Annotated in this window: 20 protein-coding genes, 7 tRNA genes and 2 pseudogenes; 13 read left to right on the top strand and 16 right to left on the bottom strand. The window is 72.7% G+C overall.

The genetic code is table 11. The features are described from left to right. Positions 1-14: 14 nt before the first annotated feature. Positions 15-833, top strand: a complete 819-nt coding sequence (locus ACIQZO_RS15050) for a TrmH family RNA methyltransferase (protein WP_403625497.1) — start codon at positions 15-17, stop codon at positions 831-833. Here the strand turns inward: ACIQZO_RS15050 and ACIQZO_RS15045 are convergent. Beyond that, positions 800-2054, bottom strand: a pseudogene (locus ACIQZO_RS15045) (protein kinase). The gene ACIQZO_RS15050 and the pseudogene ACIQZO_RS15045 overlap by 34 nt on opposite strands. A gap of 527 nt (positions 2055-2581) precedes the next feature. Between ACIQZO_RS15045 and ACIQZO_RS15040 the strand changes: the two are divergent. Further along, positions 2582-2791, top strand: coding sequence for a hypothetical protein (locus tag ACIQZO_RS15040; protein WP_372453106.1), 210 nt, complete (start codon positions 2582-2584; stop codon positions 2789-2791). Between the two features lie 266 nt (positions 2792-3057). Here the strand turns inward: ACIQZO_RS15040 and ACIQZO_RS15035 are convergent. The 5 genes from ACIQZO_RS15035 to ACIQZO_RS15015 all read right to left on the bottom strand — a co-directional run bounded on the left by ACIQZO_RS15035 (position 3058) and on the right by ACIQZO_RS15015 (position 3521). After that, positions 3058-3129: transfer RNA gene (locus tag ACIQZO_RS15035), tRNA-Val, on the bottom strand. 42 nt (positions 3130-3171) lie between these two features. After that, positions 3172-3243 (bottom strand) — tRNA-Val (locus ACIQZO_RS15030). A 19-nt stretch (positions 3244-3262) separates the two neighbouring features. Further along, positions 3263-3334: transfer RNA gene (locus tag ACIQZO_RS15025), tRNA-Val, on the bottom strand. Between the two features lies 1 nt (position 3335). Next, a tRNA-Cys gene (locus tag ACIQZO_RS15020) sits at positions 3336-3409 on the bottom strand. 39 nt (positions 3410-3448) lie between these two features. After that, positions 3449-3521 (bottom strand) — tRNA-Gly (locus tag ACIQZO_RS15015). Positions 3522-3701: 180 nt separating this feature from the next. On the opposite strand from ACIQZO_RS15015, the gene ACIQZO_RS15010 reads away from it, so the two are divergent. The 3 genes from ACIQZO_RS15010 (at position 3702) to ACIQZO_RS15000 (ending at position 6489) form a co-directional block, all read left to right on the top strand. Next, positions 3702-4784, top strand: coding sequence for a chorismate-binding protein (locus ACIQZO_RS15010; protein WP_403625494.1), 1083 nt, complete (start codon positions 3702-3704; stop codon positions 4782-4784). After that, positions 4781-5602: an aminotransferase class IV gene (locus tag ACIQZO_RS15005; protein WP_403625491.1), complete on the top strand. Its 822-nt coding sequence runs from the start codon at positions 4781-4783 to the stop codon at positions 5600-5602. The genes ACIQZO_RS15010 and ACIQZO_RS15005 overlap by 4 nt, the downstream gene beginning before the upstream one ends. A gap of 62 nt (positions 5603-5664) precedes the next feature. Then, positions 5665-6489: a GNAT family N-acetyltransferase gene (locus ACIQZO_RS15000; RefSeq protein WP_403625488.1), complete on the top strand. Its 825-nt coding sequence runs from the start codon at positions 5665-5667 to the stop codon at positions 6487-6489. Between the two features lie 3 nt (positions 6490-6492). Here the strand turns inward: ACIQZO_RS15000 and ACIQZO_RS14995 are convergent, their stop codons facing one another. Next, the gene (locus tag ACIQZO_RS14995; RefSeq protein ID WP_403625485.1) at positions 6493-7002 is read right to left on the bottom strand and encodes a DsbA family protein; all 510 of its coding nucleotides are present in this window, start codon (positions 7000-7002) and stop codon (positions 6493-6495) included. Between the two features lie 257 nt (positions 7003-7259). Between ACIQZO_RS14995 and ACIQZO_RS14990 the strand changes: the two genes are divergently transcribed. Continuing rightward, complete coding sequence (locus ACIQZO_RS14990) at positions 7260-7712, top strand: hypothetical protein (protein WP_403625482.1); 453 nt, start codon at positions 7260-7262, stop codon at positions 7710-7712. A gap of 187 nt (positions 7713-7899) precedes the next feature. On the opposite strand, the gene ACIQZO_RS14985 is transcribed toward ACIQZO_RS14990, so the two are convergent. Beyond that, on the bottom strand, positions 7900-8547 hold the full coding sequence (locus ACIQZO_RS14985; RefSeq protein WP_403625479.1) for a CGNR zinc finger domain-containing protein: 648 nt from the start codon (positions 8545-8547) through the stop codon (positions 7900-7902). Positions 8548-8749: 202 nt separating this feature from the next. Then, complete coding sequence (locus tag ACIQZO_RS14980) at positions 8750-9163, bottom strand: SsgA family sporulation/cell division regulator (protein WP_030011909.1); 414 nt, start codon at positions 9161-9163, stop codon at positions 8750-8752. Positions 9164-9340: 177 nt separating this feature from the next. Between ACIQZO_RS14980 and ACIQZO_RS14975 the strand changes: the two genes are divergently transcribed. Together ACIQZO_RS14975 and ACIQZO_RS14970 are read left to right on the top strand one after the other, a co-directional pair. After that, complete coding sequence (locus ACIQZO_RS14975) at positions 9341-9823, top strand: TIGR02611 family protein (protein WP_403625476.1); 483 nt, start codon at positions 9341-9343, stop codon at positions 9821-9823. Positions 9824-9869: 46 nt separating this feature from the next. Continuing rightward, a tRNA-Val gene (locus ACIQZO_RS14970) sits at positions 9870-9941 on the top strand. A 52-nt stretch (positions 9942-9993) separates the two neighbouring features. On the opposite strand, the gene ACIQZO_RS14965 is transcribed toward ACIQZO_RS14970, so the two are convergent. Continuing rightward, positions 9994-12324 (bottom strand): SCO7613 C-terminal domain-containing membrane protein, encoded by a 2331-nt coding sequence (locus ACIQZO_RS14965; RefSeq protein ID WP_403625473.1) that lies wholly within the window; start codon positions 12322-12324, stop codon positions 9994-9996. 151 nt (positions 12325-12475) lie between these two features. On the opposite strand from ACIQZO_RS14965, the gene ACIQZO_RS14960 reads away from it, so the two are divergent. After that, positions 12476-12547 (top strand) — tRNA-Val (locus ACIQZO_RS14960). A gap of 100 nt (positions 12548-12647) precedes the next feature. On the opposite strand, the gene ACIQZO_RS14955 is transcribed toward ACIQZO_RS14960, so the two are convergent. After that, the gene (locus ACIQZO_RS14955) at positions 12648-13373 is read right to left on the bottom strand and encodes a 3'-5' exonuclease (protein ID WP_403625470.1); all 726 of its coding nucleotides are present in this window, start codon (positions 13371-13373) and stop codon (positions 12648-12650) included. A 202-nt stretch (positions 13374-13575) separates the two neighbouring features. Here ACIQZO_RS14955 and ACIQZO_RS14950 point away from each other — a divergent pair, with 202 nt between their 5' ends. Beyond that, entirely contained in the window at positions 13576-14154 is a 579-nt protein-coding gene (locus tag ACIQZO_RS14950) for a DUF4365 domain-containing protein (protein WP_403625468.1), read from the top strand. Then, the gene (locus ACIQZO_RS14945; RefSeq protein ID WP_403625465.1) at positions 14154-15359 is read left to right on the top strand and encodes a hypothetical protein; all 1206 of its coding nucleotides are present in this window, start codon (positions 14154-14156) and stop codon (positions 15357-15359) included. Before ACIQZO_RS14950 ends, ACIQZO_RS14945 begins: the two co-directional genes overlap by 1 nt. Here the strand turns inward: ACIQZO_RS14945 and ACIQZO_RS14940 are convergent. Both ACIQZO_RS14940 and ACIQZO_RS14935 read right to left on the bottom strand, forming a co-directional pair. Next, a complete protein-coding gene (locus ACIQZO_RS14940; RefSeq protein WP_403625462.1) occupies positions 15356-15856 on the bottom strand; it encodes a DUF4232 domain-containing protein in 501 nt (166 codons plus the stop codon). The genes ACIQZO_RS14945 and ACIQZO_RS14940 overlap by 4 nt on opposite strands. 10 nt (positions 15857-15866) lie before the next feature. Further along, on the bottom strand, positions 15867-16367 hold the full coding sequence (locus ACIQZO_RS14935) for a GNAT family N-acetyltransferase (RefSeq protein WP_403625459.1): 501 nt from the start codon (positions 16365-16367) through the stop codon (positions 15867-15869). 170 nt (positions 16368-16537) lie between these two features. Here ACIQZO_RS14935 and thrS point away from each other — a divergent pair, with 170 nt between their 5' ends. Continuing rightward, positions 16538-18514 carry a threonine--tRNA ligase gene (gene thrS / locus ACIQZO_RS14930; RefSeq protein WP_403625456.1) on the top strand — a complete coding sequence of 659 codons (1977 nt, stop codon included), beginning with the start codon at positions 16538-16540 and terminating at the stop codon, positions 18512-18514. 80 nt (positions 18515-18594) lie between these two features. Then, entirely contained in the window at positions 18595-19155 is a 561-nt protein-coding gene (locus ACIQZO_RS14925) for an HIT family protein (RefSeq protein WP_403625454.1), read from the top strand. On the opposite strand, the pseudogene ACIQZO_RS14920 reads toward ACIQZO_RS14925, so the two are convergent. The 3 genes and pseudogenes from ACIQZO_RS14920 to ACIQZO_RS14910 all read right to left on the bottom strand — a co-directional run bounded on the left by ACIQZO_RS14920 (position 19152) and on the right by ACIQZO_RS14910 (position 23632). After that, positions 19152-19587: pseudogene (locus ACIQZO_RS14920) on the bottom strand (DUF1992 domain-containing protein). The gene ACIQZO_RS14925 and the pseudogene ACIQZO_RS14920 overlap by 4 nt on opposite strands. 40 nt (positions 19588-19627) lie before the next feature. Further along, the gene (locus tag ACIQZO_RS14915) at positions 19628-21295 is read right to left on the bottom strand and encodes a hypothetical protein (protein WP_403625451.1); all 1668 of its coding nucleotides are present in this window, start codon (positions 21293-21295) and stop codon (positions 19628-19630) included. Between the two features lie 153 nt (positions 21296-21448). Then, entirely contained in the window at positions 21449-23632 is a 2184-nt protein-coding gene (locus ACIQZO_RS14910; protein WP_403625765.1) for an elongation factor G-like protein EF-G2, read from the bottom strand. Between the last annotated feature and the right edge of the window lie 180 nt (positions 23633-23812).

Raw genomic sequence — 23812 nt, 5'->3', positions numbered from 1 at the left:
GGCAGTATCACCCTGTGGCTGATCTCATCACCGTCGAGGACCCCGACGACCCGCGCCTGCGCGACTACACGGGCCTGACCGACGTCGAACTCCGGCGCAGGCGCGAGCCCGCGGAAGGCCTTTTCATCGCGGAGGGCGAGAAGGTCATCAGACGTGCCAAGGACGCCGGGTACGAGATGCGCTCGATGCTGCTCTCCGCCAAGTGGGTCGACGTCATGCGCGACGTCATCGACGAACTCCCGGCGCCCGTCTACGCGGTGAGCCCCGAGCTCGCCGAGCGCGTGACCGGTTACCACGTGCACCGCGGGGCCCTGGCCTCCATGCAGCGCAAGCCGCTGCCGACCGCCGAGGACCTGCTCTCCACGGCCCGCCGGGTGGTCGTGATGGAGGCGGTCAACGACCACACCAACATCGGGGCGATCTTCCGCAGCGCCGCCGCGCTCGGCATGGACGCGGTGCTGCTGTCCCCGGACTGCGCGGACCCGCTCTACCGCCGCTCGGTGAAGGTCTCCATGGGTGCGGTGTTCTCCGTCCCCTACGCCCGTCTGGAGGCCTGGCCCAAGAGCCTGGACTCGGTGCGCGAGGCGGGCTTCAAGCTGCTCGCCCTCACCCCGCACGAGAAGGCCACACCCATCGACGTGGCCGCGCCGCAGTCCCTCGAACGGGTCGCGCTGATGCTCGGCGCCGAGGGCGACGGGCTGTCCACGCCGGCGCTGGTCGCCGCCGACGAGTGGGTGCGGATCCCGATGGCGCACGGCGTGGACTCGCTGAACGTGGGGGCCGCCGCCGCGGTCTCCTTCTACGCGGTGGCCCAGGGGCGCGCCGCGCAGTAGGGCCCGCTACAGCCTCTGGGCCGCCGCGATGCCCAGCGCGACGATCAGCGTCACCACGATGAACACGATCAGCCGCTGCCGCATCAGCTTCGGGTCCGGCCGTGAGGGCCGCCGTCCCGTCCCCGTGGTCCTGGGGGCCGGGCGGCCGCCTGTACGACCCGAGGTCGGCCGGGACGTCGGGCCACCGGGTTGCTGCGGGTTGCGGGAGGACGAGGGCCGCGAGTGCGGACCGCTCGGGGACCCGCCCGGGGGCCGGGGCGCGGTGCCGCCGCCCGTACGACGCTCCGTACGCCGGCCGGGGTACTCCTGCGCCCCGCCGATCCGCTCGGCCTCGGGGAGCCGTCCCGTCGGCCGCTCGGCCCGGGCCCGCTGGGCCGGCGGGCGCCCGTCGGAGAGCCCCTGCGCCTCGCGGGCCGCGATCTCCTTGAGCCGCATCGACAGCTGGAGCGTGCTGGGCCGCTCCTCGGGGTCCTTGGCCAGGCAGGCCCGCACCAGGGGCGCCAGCGCGTCCGGGACGCCCTGCAGGTGCGGCTCCTCGTGCACGACGCGGTACAGCATGACCTCGGAACTGCCGTGCCCGAAGGGCGAGTCGGCCGTGGCCGCATAGGCCAGGGTGGCGCCGAGGGCGAAGACGTCGGTGGCCGGGGTGACCGCGGCGCCGCGCACCTGCTCGGGCGCGAGGAAGCCGGGGGAGCCGACGGCCGTACCCACATGGGTGAGGGTGCTCGCCCCGGTGGCCCAGGCGATCCCGAAGTCGATGATCCGGGGGCCCTTGGGCGACAGGAGGATGTTGGACGGCTTGAGGTCCCGGTGGACGACCCCGGCCTCGTGGACGGCGACCAGGCCCTCGGAGAGCGCGGCGCCCACGGCAGCGATCTGGGCGGCCGTCAGGGGGCCTTCCTCGGCCACCTTGTCGTGCAGCGAGGGACCGGGTACGTACTGCGTCGCGAACCAGGGCCGCTCGGCCTCCAGGTCCGCCGCGACCAGGCGGGCGGTGCAGCCGCCGCGGATCCGCCGGGCGGCGGACACCTCGCGGGCGAACCGCGAGCGGAACTCCTGGTCCTCGGCCAGATCCGGCCGGATGACCTTGAGGGCGACGCGCTGTCCGCGCCGGTCCGATCCCAGGTAGACCACGCCCATGCCGCCGGCGCCGAGCCGCCGGTGCAGTCTGAACGAGCCGACGACACGCGGGTCCTCGCGCCGGAGCCGCATCATCGCCATGTCCACCCCGCTGACCGGTCGTCCTGTTGACCTGGCACAGCTTACGGACCATCCGGCATGCGTGCTCAGAGGCCGCGCCCTCGCCGGAGGATTCGATTGTCAGTGCGGCACAGCACACTTGAGAGAGCGTCGGCGCCGCCGTCCGGGGGTGCGTCCGGGGTGCTCCGCACGTCCAAGCGGCCTTTTCCCCAAGGGGGTTGGCGCTCCGGTGGTGGTCCGGGCGGGTTGCGGCGTGCCCGTACGGGGCGCACGACCGAGTGGATCTTGTCGGCGGCGGGTGCCCGGACACGCGACGACAGGGAGTGACGGAAGTGAGCGAAGTCACTACCCTCCGGTCATCCCCTCCGGGAAGACCCTCACTGCGGGGGAGCGGTCTCCACCCAGGGGAGTACACGGGAGAGGCCCCGTCATCCTCCTGGAGGCCCGGCAATGGGTACGAGGGCATGAGGCCAGGGGCCGCCCGCCCGCCTAGGGTTGAAGACAAGCGGCGGGTGGCGCACTCGTCCCCCGAGGTCACGAGCCCGCCGCTGCCAGACGACAGGGAGAGGACCATGGCGGACATCGCACGGCAAGGACGCAAGGCATTCGCGTTCAACGGCCACGAGTCCGGCACCCGCCACCCACTGGTGGCCGCGGCCATGGTGCTCCCCCTGGCTGCCCTGCTGCTCTTCCTCTTCGGAGGCTTCGATCAGCTGGCGGCACAGGCGTCGTCCGTAGGCCTGATGCTGGGGCGCTGAGCGGCGCCCCAGGTCCGGGAGAGCGGCCCGGACCGGGACATCGGCCTGTCGAACCCCGTGGGGACGGGGGAGAGGCGGACGGACGGCAGGTGAAGGGTGCTGCCCGTACGACTGGGGAGTCGGACGGGCAGCACCCTTTTTCATGCCCCTGTGCACCACGCGTTCCGATGCCGGCGACGCCGCGCGCCCGACTCCTGGCCCTCGGCCCACCCGGGCGGGGCAACGCGAAAGCCCCGACCGTGAGAACGGCCGGGGCTTTCGTGCGGTGCGCGATACTGGGATTGAACCAGTGACCTCTTCCGTGTCAGGGAAGCGCTCTCCCGCTGAGCTAATCGCGCGGGCTCTGCGGCTCGAAAGCCGCAGGTCGTACAGGTGCTGCGTGCGCGATACTGGGATTGAACCAGTGACCTCTTCCGTGTCAGGGAAGCGCTCTCCCGCTGAGCTAATCGCGCGGGGATCCTTGCGGATCAGTGGACGATACTGGGATTGAACCAGTGACCTCTTCCGTGTCAGGGAAGCGCTCTCCCGCTGAGCTAATCGTCCTTGGAGGTGGAGACGGGATTTGAACCCGTGTAGACGGCTTTGCAGGCCGTTGCCTCGCCTCTCGGCCACTCCACCATGGAGCTGCAGGGATTCTCGGGAAGATCCCCCACTTCGAGCGGACGACGAGACTCGAACTCGCGACATCCACCTTGGCAAGGTGGTGCTCTACCAACTGAGCTACGTCCGCAGGTCACCGTGTTCGCTCCGGGGTTTTGCCCCTTCGCTCCCTGGCGACGTGTTGAACTCTAGCGGATTCCCGGGCCAGCTCAAAAACGCGTTTCCGCAGCGTGCTGCCGCTCGATCACCACGGGTCACCCGTCCGTCACCGCACCGGCGCCGCGTCGTCACCGGTCATAGACTCGCAGCCGTGCACGACCTGCCCCCCTTGGCCCGCTTCGGCGGCCTCCTCGCGACCGATCTCCGGGATGTCACCAGCGATCCCGCCGCTCTCGACTCCACCGGCTTCTGGGCCGTGTCCGCCGACTTCGAGGGGCGGCTCGTCTGCGCGCGCTTCGGTGACGTACGCCGTGAGCCGGTACCCGCCCCCGTCCCCGGCGCCTGGCGCGGACCCGACCCCGACCGGTGGACCTCCTCGCTCGACCGGGCCGCGTACGTGGCCGGCGTACGGCGGGTCCGCGAGTACATCGCCGCAGGTGAGGTCTATCAGGCCAACCTCTGCCGGGTGATGTCCGCGCCGCTGCCCGACCCGGACCGCGCCGACGTCGACGCGCTCACCGCGCTCCTCGCGCGCGGCAACCCGGCACCCTTCGCAGGAACGATTCGCCTCGCCGCGTACGGAGTCGAGATCGCCACCGCCTCGCCCGAGCTGTACCTGCGCCGGGCCGGCCGGCACGTCGAGTCCGGCCCCATCAAGGGCACCGGCCGCACCGTCCACGACCTGCTGCCCAAGGACCACGCCGAGAACGTGATGATCGTGGACCTCGTGCGCAACGACCTCGGCCGGGTCTGCGCGACGGGCTCCGTCGCCGTCCCCGAGCTGTGCGCCGTCGAGGAGCACCCGGGACTGGTGCACCTCGTCTCCGTCGTCAGCGGCGAGCTCGCCGACGGGGCCGGCTGGCCCGAGCTGCTCGCCGCCACCTTCCCGCCCGGATCCGTCACCGGCGCGCCCAAGTCCTCCGCACTGCGGATCATCGAGACCCTGGAGACCGCCCCGCGCGGCCCCTACTGCGGAGGCATCGGCTGGGTCGACGCCGACCGGGGCACCGCCGAGCTCGCCGTCGGCATCCGTACCTTCTGGATCGACCGCGAGACCGCCGGCGGACCCCGCCTCCTCTTCGGCACCGGCGCCGGCATCACCTGGGGCTCCGACCCCGACCGGGAGTGGGCGGAGACCGAGCTGAAGGCCGCCCGCCTGCTGCGGGTGGCCACCGGTCACGAGGTCAGCGGTATCCAGGGGACGAACGGCACGATCGGAAGGACCGCACGATGAGAATCTGGCTCGACGGAGCCCTGACCGAGGTGGACAACGCGAAGGTGTCCGTCCTCGACCACGGCCTGACCGTGGGTGACGGCGTCTTCGAGACGCTGAAGGCGGAGCGCGGTCGCGCCTTCGCGCTCACCCGCCACCTGGAACGGCTCACCCGCTCGGCCCGGGGCCTGGGCCTGCCGGACCCCGACCTCGACGAGGTCCGCCGCGCCTGCGCCGCCGTCCTCGAGGCCAACCCGGTGGAGCACGGACGGCTGCGCGTCACCTACACCGGCGGGGTCTCCCCGCTCGGCTCCGACCGCGGGGACGCCGGCACCACCCTGATCGCCGCCGTCGCGGAGTCCGCCCGCCGCCCGGACACCACAGCCGTGGCCACCGTGCCCTGGGTCCGCAACGAGCGCTCGGCCGTGGCCGGGCTGAAGACCACCTCGTACGCCGAGAACGTGGTCGCCCTCGCTGCCGCCCACCGGGCCGGCGCCTCCGAGGCGCTCCTCGCGAACACCCTCGGCCGGCTCTGCGAGGGCACCGGCTCCAACGTCTTCGTCGTCCTCGACGGCGAACTGCACACCCCGCCGCCGGCCTCCGGCTGCCTGGCCGGCATCACCCGGGCCCTGGTCGTCGAATGGGCCGGTGCCAAGGAGAGCGACCTGCCCTTCGACGTGCTGGAGCGGGCCGAGGAGGTCTTCGTGACCTCCTCGCTGCGCGACGCCCAGGCGGTGCTGCGGATCGACGACCGCGAGCTGGGGACCGCCCCCGGACCGGTCACGGCCGAGGTGATGAGGATCTTCGAGGTGAAGGCGGGCGCGGACGTCGACCCGTAGGCCGGACCGTACGTCCACAGGAGGACTGTCGCGGCGTCCGCGGGACGGGTAGAACTCAAGGGATGACCACCACCCTGCGGCCGTCCGGGCCGCTCCAGCAGACGACGGCCGGGGCGCGGTCGCGCCCGTACGAGATCCGGGTCAACAGCAGACGGGTCGGCGCCCTGCTGCTCGCGTCCGACACCCCCTTCGGGCCGACGGTCGGGGAGATCCGCGACCTGGACGTCGAGGAGGGGGACCGGCGGCGGGGGAGGGCCACCGTGGCCGCGCTCGCCGCCGAGGAGGTGCTGCGCGGCTGGGGCTGCCGCAGGGTGCGCGTGTCGGTTCCGGCGGAATCGGAGGGCGGCCTGTGCATGGCCGAGGCCCTCGGGTACGCCGAGTACAGCCGCAACATGGCCAAGGACCTGCCGGCCGAGCCGCCCGCGCTCCCCGAGGGGGTCCGGGGGCGGCCCATGACGGACGCCGAGTACGAGGTCTGGCACGCGGGGGCCGTCGACGCCTACGCCGCGAACTGGAGCAGCCGCGGCATGTCCGCCGAGGCCGCCCGCGCCAAGTCGGTGGCCGACCACGAGAGCCAGCTGCCCGGGGGACTGGCGACCCCGGGAGCGACCTTCGTCGTCCTGGAGGCGGCCGGTGTGCCCGTCGGCCATGTGTGGCTCGCGCCGCGCGCGGAGGGTTCGTACATCTACGACATCGAGGTCCGGGCCGAGCACCGGGGCCGCGGGCACGGCCGCGACCTGATGCTGCTCGCCGAGCGCGCGGCCCTCGCCGAGGGGCACCGCCTGCTGGCGCTCCAGGTCTTTGCCGGGAACACCCCGGCCCTGCGGCTGTACCGGTCCCTCGGCTACCGGCCCACGAACTTCAACTTCGCCAAGGACCTGATCTAGGGATCAGGCCGGCCGGGCGCCGTCCGACAGCAGGCGGTCGGCGATCTCCTCGATGCGGGCGCGCAGGCCGTCCTGGCTCTTGCCGCCGTCGAGCCGCTGTCCGTCGATCACGTATGTCGGGGTGCCGGTCACGCCGATGGCCTTGCCCTCGGCCTGGTCGGCGTCGACGATCAGGATGTGCCGGCCGTCGATCAGCGCCGTGTCGAACTCCTCGACGTCGAGGCCCAGTTCACGCGCCACGTCCAGCAGGACCGGCTCGCCGCGCTCGGCCAGCTGGGCGGTCCGCGCCAGTACGGCTTCCGTGTAGGGCCAGCCGAGGCCCTGCTCCACGGCCTCCTCGGCGGCCTGGGCCGCGGCGAAGGCGTGCTTGTGCTTCTCCAGCGGGAAGTGGCGCAGCCGGATGTCCAGCCGGTCGCCGTAGCGGGCCCGCAGGGCGCGTACGTCGTCCAGGGCGCGGTGGCAGTCCGGGCACTGCAGTTCGCACCAGACGTCGAGGATCACGGAATCGGTCATACGGACAGTCTCCCAGCCCCCGCCCGCCCCACCGACCGGGACCTCGAGGACCTCGACCAGGACCTCGACCAGGACCTCGACCGAGACCTCGACCAGGGTCTCGACCAGGACCGCGACCGGGACCCAGGGAGGAGGCGCGACCCGGAGATGTCCCGGAGATCCGTCCGGGGGCGGCTGCGGACCTGGCCGCCGCGACGGCGGTCGGTGCAGGATGGACAGGGACAGATCGCCGACCCGCCGAGAGTCCGGAGGACCGCATGCTTGCCGAGACCATTTGCTCCGCGGTGTCAGCGGCGGGCCTGGGCCTCGCCGCGGTGACCGCCTACCGCAAGCGCTTCCTCGCCGCCACGCGGATCGCCGCGTACGCGCTGGTGCCGGTCGCCCTGGTGATGACGGGCTTCGTGGAGTGGGTGTCCGGGATGGTCTTCAACCCGACCGTCTGGGCCGGGTTCGGGCTGCTGGGGCTGTCCTGGCTGCTCTTCATGACCACCCGGGCCGTCGAGCGCCGCGGCGCCGGCGCCTCCGAGAAGCCCGTGAAGTCCGGCAAGCCCGCGAAGAAGGTCAAGGGGAGCCCGGTCGGCGAGGCCGTCGCCCCAACCGCCTCCGCACCGTCCCTGGGCGCCGCCGGCACCGGCGCCCGGCCGCAGTCCGCCGCCCCCGCCGACGACTTCTCCGACATCGAGGCCATCCTCAAGAAGCACGGGATCTGACCCGGCCCGGCCCCGCCGGACATCCCTCGTCCACAAGATCGAGCGAACTCCCGCGCGGATGTTGGCGTGTTGAGGGGCGGTCCGTGGTGCGCTGCGCCATCATCGGCCCGACATGTTCGAGACATCGCACGGTGAGCCGCCGGTACCCGCCCCCGTTGTGGAGGAGCCGCGAGGCTGTCTCTTCGCGCTATCCCAACCGCCCCTGATGATCTTCCTGGCGGTGATCGGCATCCTGCTGCTGCTCGCCGCGGTGCACGATCTCTTCCTGCTCTGACGCCTCCGCGTCGGCCTCCTTGCGCCGGGCCCGGTACGCCGCCACGTGCAGCCGGTTCCCGCAGGTCCGGCTGTCGCAGTAGCGCCGGGAGCGGTTGCGGGACAGGTCCACGAAGGCCCGCCGGCAGTCCGGGGCCTCACAGCGCCGCAGCCGTTCCTGTTCGCCGGAGACCACGATGAAGGCCAGCGCCATGCCGCCGTCGGCCGCCAGGTGGTCGCCCACCGACGCGCCCGGCGCGAAGTAGTGCACGTGCCAGTCGTAGCCGTCGTGGTCGGTCAGCTGCGGGGTGGTGCCGGCCGTGGCCACGAGCTCGTTGATCAGTACGGAGGCCGCACGCGGGTTCGGCGAGGCGAAGACCTGGGCGAACTTGCCTCGCACGGTCCGGACCCCGGCCAGGTCGCGGGCGCTGAGCTCGCCGACGTCGCTGATCGAGTACTCCTGGACGAATCCGCGCAGCGTTCCGATGTCCGAGAGCCCGTCGGGCTGGTCCGCCTCGGCCGCGGTGTTCACCAGCGCGACGACGACGTCGAGCGCGCGACGGGTGTCGTGGGGGATCTGCACGGGGTCTCCCTGAGAGGCCGGGCCTGCGGCGACGGGAGGCGCCGCCGCTGCCGCCCGACAATAGCGGGTCCCGCCGAAGCACACCGGCGCCGTCCTCGCGGGTGGCTTCCGCGGGAACAGCGCCGGCACTGCCGTATGTGGCTGTCGGCCGCTCCGCACCGTCGCCCCGAGTCGGACGGTGTCGAGCGGCTGTGGGCCTGGCTCAGCTTTCGGCCAGGATGTGGGAGAGCTCCTTGTCGAGGTCGAAGTGCCGGTGCTCGGTCCCGGGTGGGACCGCGGCGTCCGTCCGCTTGAGGAACGACTCGAGTGCTCGGGCGGGTGCTTCGAGCAGTGCTTCTCCCTCCGGTGAGCTCAGGGCGATGCAGACGACGCCCTGACCGTGGCTGCGGGACGGCCAGACGCGGACGTCGCCGGTACCGGTGGGCCGGTGGAGGCCCTCCGCGAGGAGGTCGCGGGCGAATACCCATTCGACCGTTTCCTCGGCGCCGGTGTGGAAGGTGGCGTGCACGGCGTAGGGGTCGGCCGTGTCATACCGCAGGCCCGCGGGAACAGGCAGTGAGGACTCGCTCGACACAACGAGGCGCAGGTGCAGCTCGCAGCTGACCGTGGTGTTCATAAGCGCCAGGGCCTTTCGCTCAGTGTGCGCTCGGGGATTCGCACGTCGGCGAAATCGACATGCCACCTACGGTGCCGTTGTAAACCCCTCTGACCGTTTTGCGGACCTCTGGGTCCCTCGGACGGCGGATCCAAACCTGCATTCACGTGTGCATCGAGCTCGGGTAGATTCGGGTCCATGAATACGGGGAGTGACCGCGGCACCCACGGGTCCGCCGCTGACGAATCCACGCCGGAATCCACCACGGCCGCCTCCTCGGAGGCCACCGCGGAGCCCGGCGCGCAGACGCCGCACGTGTCGAAGGCTCCGGCCTTCATCAAGTCGAACAAAAGCCTGCACCTGAGCTGGCAGGTCGGCGTCTTCATCATCGGCCTCGCGGTGATCGCCGCCGGCGTCGCGATGCTCGTGCTGCCCGGCCCCGGCTGGGTCGCGATCTTCGCCGGCCTGGCGATCTGGGCCACCGAGTTCGCCTGGGCCCACCTCGTGCTGCGCTGGACGAAGCGGAAAGTCACCGAGGCCGCGCAGAAGGCTCTCGACCCGAAGGTCCGCCGCCGCAACATCATCCTGACCAGCGCGGGCCTCGTCATCGCGGGCGCGCTGATCGGCTTCTACCTGTGGAAGTACGGGCTCGTCCTGCCCTGGGACCTCAAGGACCAGTGATGGTCAGGAAGCACCGCTGACATGCGGTAATGTTTGCGGTGCGTCCGGGCGATTAGCTCAGTGGGAGAGCACTTCGTTCACACCGAAGGGGTCACTGGTTCGAACCCAGTATCGCCCACCCGGACCAGAGGCCCGGAGACTTCACCGTCTCCGGGCCTCTGGCGTTTCACTCACCGCAGCCGGGCGATCGCGGCCCGCAGGCGGCGGGCGTCGCGCAGCCGGCGCTCGTACGTCGCCCCCACCGCCAGCAGCAGCAGGCCCGCCAGGGCCGGCGGCACCCAGCGCGGGAGCGCGCCCGCGACCTGCACCACGTACGGGGCCAGCTCGTGCAGCGCCACCGCCGCCAGCACCGCGCCGCCCAGCAGGAGCGGGGCCTGCAGCCGCCACCGCGCGCCGGCCAGGGTCACGGCCAGTGCGGCCGCCCCCAGCAGCAACGGGCGCATCCAGCCCGGGTCGCCCCAGGCCGCGAGCAGGCTCGGCAGCAGCGTCGCCGCGAGTCCCGGGCCGTACGCCGTCCAGGACGAGGCCTGCGGGTCCCGGCGGCGCCGCAGCAGACCCACCACCAGGGCGGGCACCGTCACCGGCAGCGTGTAGGCCTCCGGTGCGGTCACCCCCGCCTCGGCCAGCCGGACCCAGGTCGCCGCCGCGAACAGCGCCCCGGCCGCCCAGCCCAGCACCCGTCGCTCGGGCCGCACCGCCGCCCCCGCGCAGACCACCCCGGCCAGCGCCAGGACCAGGGCCAGGGTGTCGGCCCGCCCGGCCGACAGGCCCAGCGCCAGGACGCCCGCCGCTGCCGAGGCGATCTCCACGGGCAGCCGGACCCCGCCCAGCCGCGGCCCGAGGGCCGCCGCCAGCGCCGGGACCGCGAGCACCGGCAGCGCCCACCGGACCACCTCCAGGTCCGACACCGCGCCCACCGCCACCAGCAGGCCCGTGGCGTACCCGACCGCGCACACGGCCGCCGTGGAGCGCACCGGCATCGGAGCGGGCCCGTACGCCGCTCCCGCCGCGCAGCCCGCGCCCAGCAGCCCCCACACCGCGAAGGTCGCCGTCCGGCCGTCCAGCGCGCCCAGGGACACGTTCGCGGCGCCGGCCAGCGCACACACCGCCGCCGCGATTCGCACCCCGCGCGTCGGGGAGCGCAGGGCGAGGACGCCCACCGCGCCCGACACCGCGAGCTGCGCGGCGAACACCGCCGCCACCGGGAAACCGAGCACCGTCGGGGCCGAGAACAGCCCCGCCCAGCCCAGGACCACCGCCACCACCAAAGGCTCCGGCCGCGACAGAGCCCGCGAGAGCCACCAGGCAGCCCCCGCCGAGATCAGCAGGGCCAGCGTGACCGCCGCCCCCGGCGCGTACGGATCCCGCCCCGGGGTCGTCCCCGCCCACACCTCGCCCAGCACCCGCAGCCGGGCCGCCAGCATCGGAACCACCGCGGAAACCGCCGCCACCGCCACCAGGGCCACGACCGCCGCGCCCGCCCGGGCCAGGCCGCGCCGTACCGCCGCCGGCAGCGCGGAGCTCCGTACCGCCGCCAGCAGCGGCAGCGCCAGCAGCAGGTGCACCAGCGCCGCCCAGCCCGGGGCCAGACCCGGCCGGGCCGGTCCGCCCAGGGCGACCACCGCGGCCAGCGCGCCCACCAGCGCCGCCGCCGAGGCGCGGGGCTCGCGCCAGGCCGCGGCCACACCGAGGGCCGCGCCCGCCAGCAGCAGCGCGGCCGGGGCCAGCGCCGCCCCCGCGGACCCCGCCGACCAGGACTGGGCCACCCCGATCAGCAGCGCCCCGGACGCCGTCACGGCGGCGGGAACCACCGCCCACCTGACCCGCAGGGCGAGCGCCGCGTCCAGCACGGCCGTCGCCAGCAGCGCCCAGCCCAGCGGCAACGGGTCCGGCCGCACGGCCAGCGCCGCCAGCGGCAGCGGGAGCTGCGCCGCCAGCACCGCCGCCGGCAGCGGGATCCGCAGCGTCCGCAGCCCCGAGCCGTACCCGGCCCACACCGCCGCCAGCACCGCGGCCGCACCCGCCGCGTAGCCCGTGCCGTCGAGGTCCGGCATACCGACCGCGTACAGCGCGTACGCGTCGAGCACCGTCAGCAGCAGCCCCACCGCGGCAACCGACTCCGCCGTCGACCGCAGCCCGCGGCGCAGCAGCAGCACGGGCGCGCCCAGCGCCGCCGCCGTCACCGCGGCCAGCACCGCCGAGCGGCCGGCGATCCCCATGGACCCCCAGCTGACCAGCGTGAACGCGAGGGCGGCTACGGCCAGCAGCACCGCACCCAGGGTCAGCAGCACGTTCTGCGCGCTCGGGGCCGAAGCCTCCTTCGTGGGCCCGGCGGGCGCGGCAGGTCCCCAGCGGATCGGGGCGGGCGCGCCGCCGGGCTGCCGCAGGAGCCGCAGCAGCCAGTCGCGGCGGCCCAGCAGATACAACCGCCGGGCATCGAGTTGAGCCAGCTCGCGGTCGATGAGCGCCAGCTCTTCGGCGGGCGGCAGAGGGGTGTTCATATCCGGAGTGTGGCGGCGGTCACGCAGTCAGGACATGGGTGTGGGTACTCAGATGTGCCCTGAGTAGGTACGTGAGGTGTGCCCGGCGGGGCGGCTCGGGAGAAGCGGTTTGAACCAGCCCCGAGCCTTCTGTATTGTTCAATCCGTTCCCGGGCGATTAGCTCAGCGGGAGAGCACTTCGTTCACACCGAAGGGGTCACTGGTTCGATCCCAGTATCGCCCACCGGGACAGGCCGGTCCGTCACAGACGGACCGGCCTTCCGCATGTTCGGGGCCCTCCCCGAGCCCTTCCCGGGGCCCCCACAGGACCCACCCGGCCCGGCCTACGCGGCCGTCGACAGGTCCGGCCGCAGCGGCCAGTGCGGATCCACGGCCTCCGGAGTCCCCTGCCGGGCGAACCACGCCTGCAGACCGCGCGCCTGCGCCGCGTGCCACACGGCCTGCAGCGTGTGCAGTTCGGCCGGGGTCAGCCGCTCCAGCCGGGGCGCGAACCGGCGCCCCACCGCCCGCACCAGCTCCAGCGAGGCCATCGCGTCCGCCGCCGCCTCGTGCGCGCCCTCCAGCTCGATCCCGTAGTGCGCGCACAGGTCCGTCAGCGTCCTGCGACCCTTGCGGTACCGGTCCAAATGCTTGTCCAGCACCCGCGGATCCAGCACCGTCAGCGGCCGGTTCTCCAGGTAGCGCGACAGCGAGGACGCCCGGTGCCGGCGCAACTCCCGGTCCAGCAGCGTCAGATCGAACGGCGCGTTCATCACCACCACCGGCCGGCCCGCCACCTGCTGCTCCCCGAGCGACCGGGCTATCTCCTCCACCACCGGCGCCGGCCAGCGCCCGTGGCGCTGCAGGTGCTCGTCGGTCAGCCCGTGCACTTCCGTGGCGCCCGCGGGCACCGGAACGCCGGGATTGACCAGCCAGCGCGTGGTGCGGACCCGGCCGCCCGCACACTCCTGGACGATGAGCGCGGCGGACACGATCCGGTCCTGCTCGACGTCCACCCCGGTGGTCTCCGTGTCGAATGCGGCCAGCGGGCCCTCGTACCAGCGTGTCATGGCGAACTCCTCGTCCCCGAGCGGCGGATGGAGCTTCCTGAACACTCCAGCCCCGCCGCATCGGTGATACCCGGGCTGTTTGCCCCGTACGCCGTTTGCGGGCAGTCGGGTGCGGAGACAACTTCAGTGGGGGGCCGTACACATGACCGGTCGTCACCCAGCACCGCACGCGGTAGAGCCCGCAAGGCATGGGGAGCCGGCCATGGCGCTCACACAGCCCGAACCGGGCGGGGTGCTGCAGGAGGGGGCAGGTCCGCGGACCGCATCCCTGCGCGGCACACTCGCCACCACCGCCTGCATGGAGACCCTCCAGGTGGGATACCTGCACGCCGTCGCGGCCGCCGCCGGCTGCTCGCTCTCGCAACCCTTCCCCGACAACGGCATCGACTGGCACGTCTCCCACGGAGCGCCCGACCACGTCGTCGACGACGAGGTCACCATCAAGGTGCAGCTCAAGGCGACCTACCAGATACCGCCGCGGCCGGCCGGGGCCACCTTCGCCTTCACCCTCGACAACGAACACCTGGTGAAGCTGGCCCGGTCGCCCGTCGCCGTGCACAAGATCCTCGTCGTGATGCTCGTACCGAGGGAGCGCGACCAGTGGCTCGCCGCCGGACACGACCGGCTCGACCTGAGGCACTGCTGCTACTGGACCAACCTCGCCGGGCACCCCGTGACCGGCCGGCGCCGCACCACCGTACGGATCCCCACCACGCGGATCTTCGACGACCGTGCGCTGTGCGAGATCATGACCCGGGTCGGGTCGGGAGGGACACCCTGATGAACCTGCACTCACCGCACCTCGAACCGCTCCCGTCCCCGCAGTACACCCCGAGCGGTCCCGATCCCGCGCAGGTCGACCCGCAGGTACTGGGGGCGCTGCTGCAGCGGCACGGCTGGCTGCGGCGCGGCGGCGCGGCCGGGAGGTACGGGCGCTGGACCCCGCCGGGGCGTTCGGGCACCAGCCTGCTCGTCCCCGAGAGCCGCACCTTCCCCGACTGCGCGGACCTGCTGGAGGAGGCACTCACCGCCCTCGCCCACGGCCAACTGCCCTCGGCGCGCGAGGTGCTCCTCGGGCTGAGCGTGCCCAGCGACGAGATCCGCTGGGAGCGGGAGATCCCGGAGGGGCCCCACGGATTCCGGGGCGAGGCCGCCTGGCCCGTGCAGGAACAGCTGCGCTCCGCCGCCCGCCGGCTGCTGATCGCGGGGGCCCTCGCCGACCGGGCCCGGGCCGGCTACTACGGGGCCCGGCACCAGGCGCAGGCCGAACACACCCTGGACGGCGTCCTGGTGGGCCCCTCCCCGGGCGGGCGCCGACTGAGCGCGTACGTCCCCGTGGACGGCGGCCGGGGACCCGTGACCCGGCTCCACCACGCCCTGCACGCGGCCCGCGAGGCAGTGGACTACCGGCGGGCCACCGGCGGCATGGAAGCCTTCGACGCGGCGGTGGCCGCCGGGGTCAGCCGGGAACTGGCCGAGGCGCTCATCTCCCTGGTCCGGGGCTCGGAAGGCGCCCGCATCGCCCTGGCCTGGGCTCCCGCGGCCGGGGTCCCGGCGGGCTGCGCGGCCCGCCCCGAACCGGTGGACTTCTCCCCGGGCGACCTCCCCGTACTGCGGGAGGCCGCGGCCCGCTACACCCGCGCGGAACCGGCCGTACCGGTCCGGCTCGCGGGGGCCGTGGTGCGGATGCGGCGCAAGGCGGCCGGGGGAGGGGGAACGGTACGGCTACGGGTGCTGGCCGGGGCGGAGGTCCCGTACGTCCGGGCGGCGCTCGACGAGGAGGCGTACCGCATCGCCGGCCACGCCCACCTGGTGGGCCTGCCGGTCCGGGTCACCGGCCGGCTCCAACGACGGGGCGGCTTCCGGAGGCTGTCCGACGCCGCGGACGTGGCACCCGTACCGATGGACGAGGTCGAGCGGGACCGGCTGATGAAGTCCCTGGACGCGTCCTTCGACCCCGAGGACGCCCTCCCCTGCGACGACTAGCGGAAGGCGGTGGCGCGGACCGTGGTGCCGCAGAGGGCGAACTGGCCGCCGTCGGACGGCGCGACCTGGAAGCCCATGCCCGCGATGCCCACCACCAGGGAGGGGGCGGTGGTCGGTTCGGCGCCGGAGGCGCAGTAGCCGTCCGCCTCGCCGAGGACCGGGGTGAAGGTCAGGACCGTCGACGCGGACCCGCCCTGGGCCAGCAGCACCGGCCGGGCCCCGCCGCGCGGGACGACGCGCAGCGGAGCGTTCCGGTCCGGGGAGCCCTGGCCCGAGAGCGCCACCGTCGGGAAGCCCCGCAGTTCGCACGCCGGGCCCTGGTTGACCACCGTGAACCGCACCCGCTCGGAGCCCGTCCGGTCGGCGCCGGTGGCGGAGAGCTGGTCCCCGGTGCACGCGGCGGCAGGCGCCGCCGCCGCGGGGGCGGCGAGGAGCATCCCGCCCGCAAGCAGGGCCGTCGCGGCGCCCAGGGCGGCCGCCTTCCGGGTCACTCTCATGGGTGTCACCTCATGCCAGGTCGGAAGATCCCCTTCCACCATCGCACGGGGTGTTCCCGGCGGCCCGGCCGAAGGAAGCCATGGTCAGCCCCGGGACGGGGGAGAAGTCCGGACCGCGGGTGAAGCCCACCCGTTCGTAGAGGGTCACCGCCGGAGCGTTGGCGGCGCCGGTCGTGACCCGGACGGCGCGCCCCGGGAACACTTCCGCCAGGGCATGGCGCAGCAGCAGCGAGCCGACACCCCGCCGGAACCACCCCGGATCCACGCACAGCCGGTCGATGCTGATCCGCGCACCCTCCTCCCACGCGAGGAAGCCGGCCAGCTCGCCGCTCCCGGAGAAGGCACCCACCCAGTTCAGGTCCGTGCTCCGCAGGTCGGCGAGGCTCTCACCCAGTGCCGGGATGCCGTCGAAGCCGATCAGTGCGGCCTCCACGCCGTACGCGGCCCGCCCGATCCGGTGCACGGCCGTCGCGGTGGCATCGTCGGTGAGGTCCAGCGGGCGTATCTGCATACCGCGCCACGTTACCGGCGCACACCGCCGAGCTTCGGGTGGGGCGGGGGGGCCCGCCGAGCGGGTCCGGGCCGGCCCGGGCGGTAACCGTTTAGCGGCGCGGCCACTCCGCTCGGTACGATTCAGGCGCGCGGCGTTCGCCCGCGCATCCCCTGGGTCAGGAGAGACCGGTGTCAGACGTCCGTGTGATCATCCAACGCGATTCCGAGCGGGACGAGCGCGTGGTGGCCACGGGCACTACGGCGGCTGAGCTCTTCGCCGGCGAGCGCACCATCGTCGCCGCGCGCATCGCGGGCGAGCTCAAGGACCTCGCGTACGAGGTGAAGGACGGCGAGACCGTCGAGCCGGTGGAGATCTCCTCCGAGGACGGCCTGAACATCCTGCGCCACTCGACCGCGCACGTCATGGCGCAGGCCGTGCAGGAGCTGTTCCCCGAGGCCAAGCTCGGCATCGGCCCGCCGGTCCAGAACGGCTTCTACTACGACTTCGACGTGGCCCGGCCCTTCACCCCGGAGGACCTGAAGGCCATCGAGAAGAAGATGCAGGAGATCCAGAAGCGCGGGCAGCGGTTCTCCCGCCGCGTGGTCACCGACGAGGCGGCCCGCGAGGAGCTCGCCGACGAGCCCTACAAGCTGGAGCTCATCGGGATCAAGGGCTCCGCCTCCACCGACGACGGCGCGAACGTCGAGGTGGGCGGCGGCGAGCTGACCATCTACGACAACCTGGACGCGAAGACCGGCGACCTGTGCTGGAAGGACCTCTGCCGCGGTCCCCACCTGCCCACCACCCGGAACATCCCCGCGTTCAAGCTCATGCGCAACGCGGCCGCCTACTGGCGCGGCAGCGAGAAGAACCCGATGCTCCAGCGCATCTACGGCACCGCGTGGCCGTCGAAGGAAGAGCTGAAGGCCCACCTCGACTTCCTCGCCGAGGCCGAGAAGCGCGACCACCGCAAGCTCGGCAACGAGCTCGACCTCTTCTCCATCCCGGACGAGATCGGCTCCGGCCTCGCCGTCTTCCACCCGCGCGGCGGCATCATCCGCCGGGTGATGGAGGACTACTCGCGCAAGCGGCACGAGGAGGAGGGCTACGAGTTCGTCTACTCCCCGCACGCCACCAAGGGCGCCCTCTTCGAGAAGAGCGGCCACCTGGACTGGTACGCGGAGGGCATGTACCCCCCCATGCAGCTCGACGGTGGTACCGACTACTACCTCAAGCCCATGAACTGCCCGATGCACAACCTGATCTTCGACGCGCGCGGCCGCTCCTACCGTGAACTGCCCCTGCGCCTCTTCGAGTTCGGCACCGTGTACCGGTACGAGAAGTCCGGTGTGGTCCACGGCCTGACCCGCGCCCGCGGCTTCACCCAGGACGACGCGCACATCTACTGCACCCGTGAGCAGATGGCGGAGGAGCTCGACACGACCCTCACCTTCGTGCTCAACCTGCTGCGCGACTACGGCCTGACCGACTTCTACCTGGAGCTGTCCACCAAGGACCCGGAGAAGTTCGTCGGCTCGGACGAGGCGTGGGAGGAGGCGACCGCGGTCCTCGCGCAGGTCGCCGAGAAGCAGGGCCTCCCGCTGGTCCCGGACCCGGGCGGCGCCGCCTTCTACGGTCCGAAGATCTCGGTCCAGTGCAAGGACGCCATCGGCCGCACCTGGCAGATGTCGACCGTGCAGCTCGACTTCAACCTGCCGGAGCGCTTCAACCTCGAGTACACCGCCCCGGACGGCTCGCGCCAGCGTCCGGTCATGATCCACCGCGCGCTGTTCGGCTCGATCGAGCGGTTCTTCGCCGTGCTGCTGGAGCACTACGCGGGAGCCATGCCGCCGTGGCTGGCCCCGGTCCAGGCGGTGGGCATCCCGATCGGCGACGGGCACGTCGAGTACCTGCGGGAGTTCGCCGCGGTGGCGAAGAAGCAGGGTCTGCGGGTCGAGGTGGACGCCTCCTCCGACCGCATGCAGAAGAAGATCCGCAACCACCAGAAGCTCAAGGTGCCGTTCATGATCATCGTCGGTGACGAGGACATGGCCGCGGGCACCGTCTCCTTCCGCTACCGCGACGGTTCGCAGGAGAACGGCATCGCCAAGGACGAGGCGCTGGCCAAGCTGGCCAAGGTCGTCGCGGACCGCGTCCAGGTCTGATCCGGCCGGATCCGTCCAGGAGGGCCCCCGGGAAGTGATCACTTCCCGGGGGCCCTCCTCGTACGCGAAGCCGAGGTCATATGCTTGCCGCCATGACGACTCAGCCGGAGCAGCAGATCGGTGTGGGCACGCAGGACGCGTTCCAGCGTCTGTGGACGCCCCACCGGATGGCCTACATCCAGGGGGAGAACAAGCCGACCGGCCCGGAGGCCGGGGACGGCTGTCCCTTCTGCGGGATTCCGGAGATGTCGGACCAGGACGGCCTGGTCGTCGCCCGCGGCCGGCACGTGTACGCGGTGCTGAACCTCTACCCGTACAACGGCGGCCACCTGATGGTCGTCCCGTACCGGCACGTCGCCGACTACACGGAGCTGGACGGGCCGGAGACGGCCGAGCTCGCCGACCTCACCAAGCGGGCGATGGTCGCACTGCGCAAGGCCTCGGGGGCGCACGGGTTCAACATCGGCATGAACCAGGGCGCGGCCGCCGGCGCCGGCATCGCCGCGCACCTGCACCAGCACATCGTGCCCCGCTGGGGCGGGGACACGAACTTCATGCCGGTCGTGGGCCACACCAAGGTCCTGCCCCAACTCCTCGCGGACACCCGCCAGATGCTCGCCGACGCGTGGCCGGTGGGCTAGCTCCGGTCCGCCCCGGCCCCGCCCGCCCCCGCCCCGCCCGGGCGGGTGCTGCGCCAGGCCTCCACCTCGGCCTCGACGTCGAACTCCGTCAGTCCCAGGAGCGGGCCCGGCGGGGGCATGCGCAGGGCCGCGCCGATCTTCTCGTTGATCTCCGCGAGGACGGCACGTACCCGGCGTTCGGAGCGGGCCGCCCGGACCTTCTCCACTGCGTCCTCGGCCTCCTTGCGCAGCGCGAGCGCCGGAGGCAGGACGGCGAAGCCCTCGCGGTGCATCTTGCCCTTGATCCACCACTGCTCGTCATAGGGCGCGTCCAGTGAGGCCAGCGGCTTTCCCCAGCCCGGCAGGTTCTCGAACTCGCCCCGCTCGGAGGCCCCGGATCTGCCGGTCCACCCAGGACTCGAAGCTGACGCCCGGCGGCTTGCGCTCGGTCATGGTCCCTCCTCGGCCGTCGTTCCAGCCTACCCACGCGCCCCTACGCGTCGTAGACGTCGGCCTTGCGCGGGGAGGGCTCCTGGATGAGCCCGCTCATGATCGAGGAGCGGTTGGTGAAGCGGTCGGTGTCGACGCCGTTCTCCTCCAGCACCTTGAAGGTCGCCGCGTGGATGGACCGCAGTACCGGGGCCACCGTGCGCAGGGCGTCGTCCGCCATGAACCGGTGCCGCCACATCGAGCTCGCCCAGACGTGGCGCAGGCCGAAGGGCTCGGGCAGGACCAGCTTGCCGCCGAAGAACTCCAGGAGCGGCGGGTACCAGGTCAGCGGGGCCCGCACGGCGAGGCGCACCACCTCCTGCACGTCCACCAGCGGCAGCGGGCGCTCGACCATCTCCCAGAAGCGGATGCTCTTGGGCACTTCCACGGTCGGGGCCTTGGACTTGCTGGTGAACAGGCCGTGTACGGGGCCCAGGGCGTGCGCGGTGACGTCCACGCGCAGCGTCTTGTAGAGCACGGTGACCGTGACCAGCATGTTGATGACCAGCTGGCCGTCCCAGAGGGGGTACTGGATGCCCAGGTAGTGCCGGTTCCCGGCGCTGAACTGCTGCTCGTTGCAGATCCGGGTGATCTCGTGCGGCTTGATGAGGAAGGCGTCCATGTTCTCGCCGGTGGGGCGGGCGACCTCGCCCGCGCCCTCGCCGATCGGGGTGACGATCCAGTGCTGGATCGCGGCGGTCGGGAAGCCGCCGGTGTGCAGGGGGCCGCGCTCCAGCTTGCGCAGCTGGGCGTCGATCCCCCGTACGACGTCCCAGCTGCGGAAGGGGTGGATCTCCATCCCCTCGCTCTTGGGGGCCAGCTCCTCGGCCATCTGCCAGCTGCCCCAGCGGGTGCCCATGCCGAGGATGCCCTTGGGGCCCGCGTAGAAGACCTGATTGCTCCGGTTCTCCGCGGTCAGTTTGGCGAGCTGGTGGCGCAGGTCCTCGCGCGCCTTCTCGTCGGGGTTGCCGGGCACGGCTTCCGGGATCTTGGCGCCGACCCCGCCGCCCGACAGCAGCCCGTCCCAGCGGGCGCGCAGGTCCCTGGCGGTGGCCTCGCAGGTGCGGCGGGCGAGCAGCCAGCCCAGGGCCGGGGCGATGATCATGCCGCGGGCGTAGAGGCCGAGGAAGCCTGTGAGCGGCAGCCGGAACATCAGGACGGCCACCACGACGCCGACGCCGACCAGGAGCACGGTGCCGATCCAGGAACTGCCCCGGCCCTCCCTGGAGGACAGGGACTTGCGGAGCTGGAACAGGCCCAGCCACAGCAGCAGGCCGGGCAGGAACAGCACCCCGCAGACCAGCATGATCAGCCGGAGCCTGCGGTCGCGCTCCTTGCGGATGTGCGAGGCCGCCAGGCAGTGCTCCACGACCGTCTGCGGATCGCCGCCGAAGGACTGGATCAGGGGCTTGCGGCCGGGACCGAGGGCGCGGGCCTCCACGGCCCGGCAGAAGGCCTCGCCGAGGCTGGGCTCGAAGAGGGAGATCTTCGGGGGCTTGACCGTGGCCGGGTGGTTCTCGTTGTTGGCGCCGAGTATCGCCTCGAGTTTGGAGTCCTTGCCGCCGTCCCGGTACGCGGCCGAGGCGAGGGCGTTGGTCGCCGCCGTCTGCCCGCCGCCACCCTGCAGCGGGACCTGCGCTCCGGGCCTGAAGTCGAAACCGTCGTCCGCCACCGCTGCCCCCATCGCTGTGCGTTCGTGCTTTTTCGGTGCGCCGAAGAGCCTATCGGCGGATCTCGCCCCATGGTCATGGGACAGGGAAATGCCGCCCACCGCAAGCGGGTTGGGTGGGCGGCCGACCCGGTGTCCTATCGAACGGATTCCCTTCTAGGACTGTTCGCGCACCTTTTCCGCGATCTGCGGCGGCATCGGTTCGTGGCGGGCGTACGCCCGGGCGAAGCGGCCGGTGCCGTGCGAGACGGAGCGCAGCTCCACGGCGTAGCGGCCGATCTCGATCTCCGGGACCTCGGCACGGATCCGAGTGCGCCCGGCAGCCGCCTGGTCGGTGCCGACGACGCGGCCCCGGCGGCCCGCCAGGTCGCTCATGACCGGGCCCACGTACTCGTCCGGAACGAGGACGGCGAGTTCGGCGACCGGTTCGAGCAGGTCGATCCGGGCCTCGGCGGCGGCCTCGCGCAGCGCGAGGGCCCCGGCGGTCTGGAAAGCGGCGTCGGAGGAGTCCACCGAGTGCGCCTTGCCGTCGAGGAGGGTGATGCGGACGTCGACCAGCGGGTAGCCGGCGGCGACCCCGCGGGCGGCCTGCGCCCGTACGCCCTTCTCCACGGACGGGATGAACTGGCGGGGCACGGCCCCGCCGACCACCTTGTCGACGAACTCGATGCCGCTGCCCGGCGGGAGCGGCTCCACCTCGATCTCGCAGATCGCGAACTGGCCGTGCCCGCCGGACTGTTTGACGTGCCGGCCGCGTCCGGCGGCCTTGGCGCCGAAGGTCTCGCGCAGGCTCACCTTGTGCGCAACCGGGTCCACCTGGACGCCGTAGCGGCTGCGCAGCCGTTCCAGGGCGACGTCCTGGTGGGCCTCGCCCAGGCACCACAGGACGACCTGGTGGGTGTGCGGGTTCTGCTCCAGCCGCATGGTGGGGTCCTCGGCGACGAGCCGGGCCAGGCCCTGGGAGAGCTTGTCCTCGTCGGCCTTGCTGTGCGCCTCGATGGCGAGGGGGAGCAGGGGGTCGGGCATGGTCCAGGGCTCCATGAGGAGCGGGTCGTCCTTGGCGGAGAGGGTGTCGCCGGTCTCCGCGCGGGTGAGTTTGGCGACGCAGGCGAGGTCGCCGGCGATGCACCGGGTGAGGACGCGCTGCTGTTTGCCGAAGGGGGAGGAGAGGGCGCCGATCCGCTCGTCGACATCGTGGTCCTCGTGCCCGCGCTCGGCGAGGCCGTGCCCGCTGACGTGGACGGTCTCCTCGGCCTTCAGGGTGCCGGAGAAGACGCGTACGAGGGAGACGCGGCCGACGTAGGGGTCGGAGGAGGTCTTGACGACCTCGGCGACGAGGGAGCCGTCGGGATCGCAGGTGACCGCGGGACGGGCGGAGCCGTCGGGGCGGGTGACGCTGACGGCGGCGCGTTCCAGGGGGGTGGGGAAGCCGCCGGTGACCAGTTCGAGGAGTTCCACGGTGCCCAGGCCCTGGCGGGCGCCGTCGGTGGCGGGGGCGGCCATCAGGACGGGGTGGAAGGTGCCGCGCGCCACCGCCCGCTCCAGGTCGTCGACGAGGGTCTTGACGTCGATCTCCTCGCCGCCGAGGTAGCGGTCCATGAGGGACTCGTCCTCGCTCTCGGCGATGATCCCCTCGATGAGCCGGGCGCGGGCGTCGGTGATCAGGGAGAGCTCGGCGGGGTCGGGCTCGCGCTCCACGCGCTCGCCCGAGGAGTACTCGTAGACGCGCCGGGAGAGCAGGCCGAGCAGGCCGGTGACGGGGGCGTGCCCGTCGGGGCCGGCCGGGCCGTGCAGGGGGAGGTAGAGCGGGATGACCGCGTCGGGGTCGTCGGCGCCGAAGATCTCGCCGCAGACGGTCGTCATCTGCGTGTAGTCGGAGCGGGCGGCCTCCAGGTGGGTCACGACGATGGCGCGGGGCATGCCGACGGCCTCGCACTCGTCCCAGACCATGCGGGTGGCGCCGTCGATCCCGTCCGAGGCCGAGACGACGAAAAGGGCCGCGTCCGCGGCGCGCAGACCGGCCCTGAGCTCTCCGACGAAGTCGGCGTATCCGGGGGTGTCCAGGATGTTGATCTTGATTCCGCCCCATTCGACGGGGACGAGGGACAGCTGGACGGAGCGCTGTCGGCGGTGCTCGATCTCGTCGTAGTCGGAGACGGTCGCGCCGTCCTCGACCCGGCCGGCCCGGTTGACCGCTCCCGAGGCCAGGGCGAGCGCTTCGACCAGTGTGGTCTTGCCGGATCCGCTGTGGCCGACCAGCACGACATTCCGGATGGAAGAGGGGCGGTCGGCCGTCAGTGCCCTGCCGGCGGCTCCGGCTTGGTGTGATGTGGCTCCCATGGTGCTCATGCCTCCCGGTGGTGACGGTGAGGAGGGTCGGGTGGTGGGTGGATCGGTGTCCGGATCGGTCTCCCGGCCGCCCCAGTGGGGAGGAATGCGGGATTCTTCGAGCTTTGCACTGGTGTCACACCACGTCCATACGTCGTAGCGGGGGCGTACCCGCAGACGCCCCCTGGGCCC

Origin of the sequence: Streptomyces sp. NPDC097617 (assembly GCF_044761485.1) — a bacterium.
Classification (GTDB): domain Bacteria; phylum Actinomycetota; class Actinomycetes; order Streptomycetales; family Streptomycetaceae; genus Streptomyces.
Note: the sequence above shows the minus strand (reverse complement) of the source record. Positions and strands in the feature narration are given on the sequence as shown.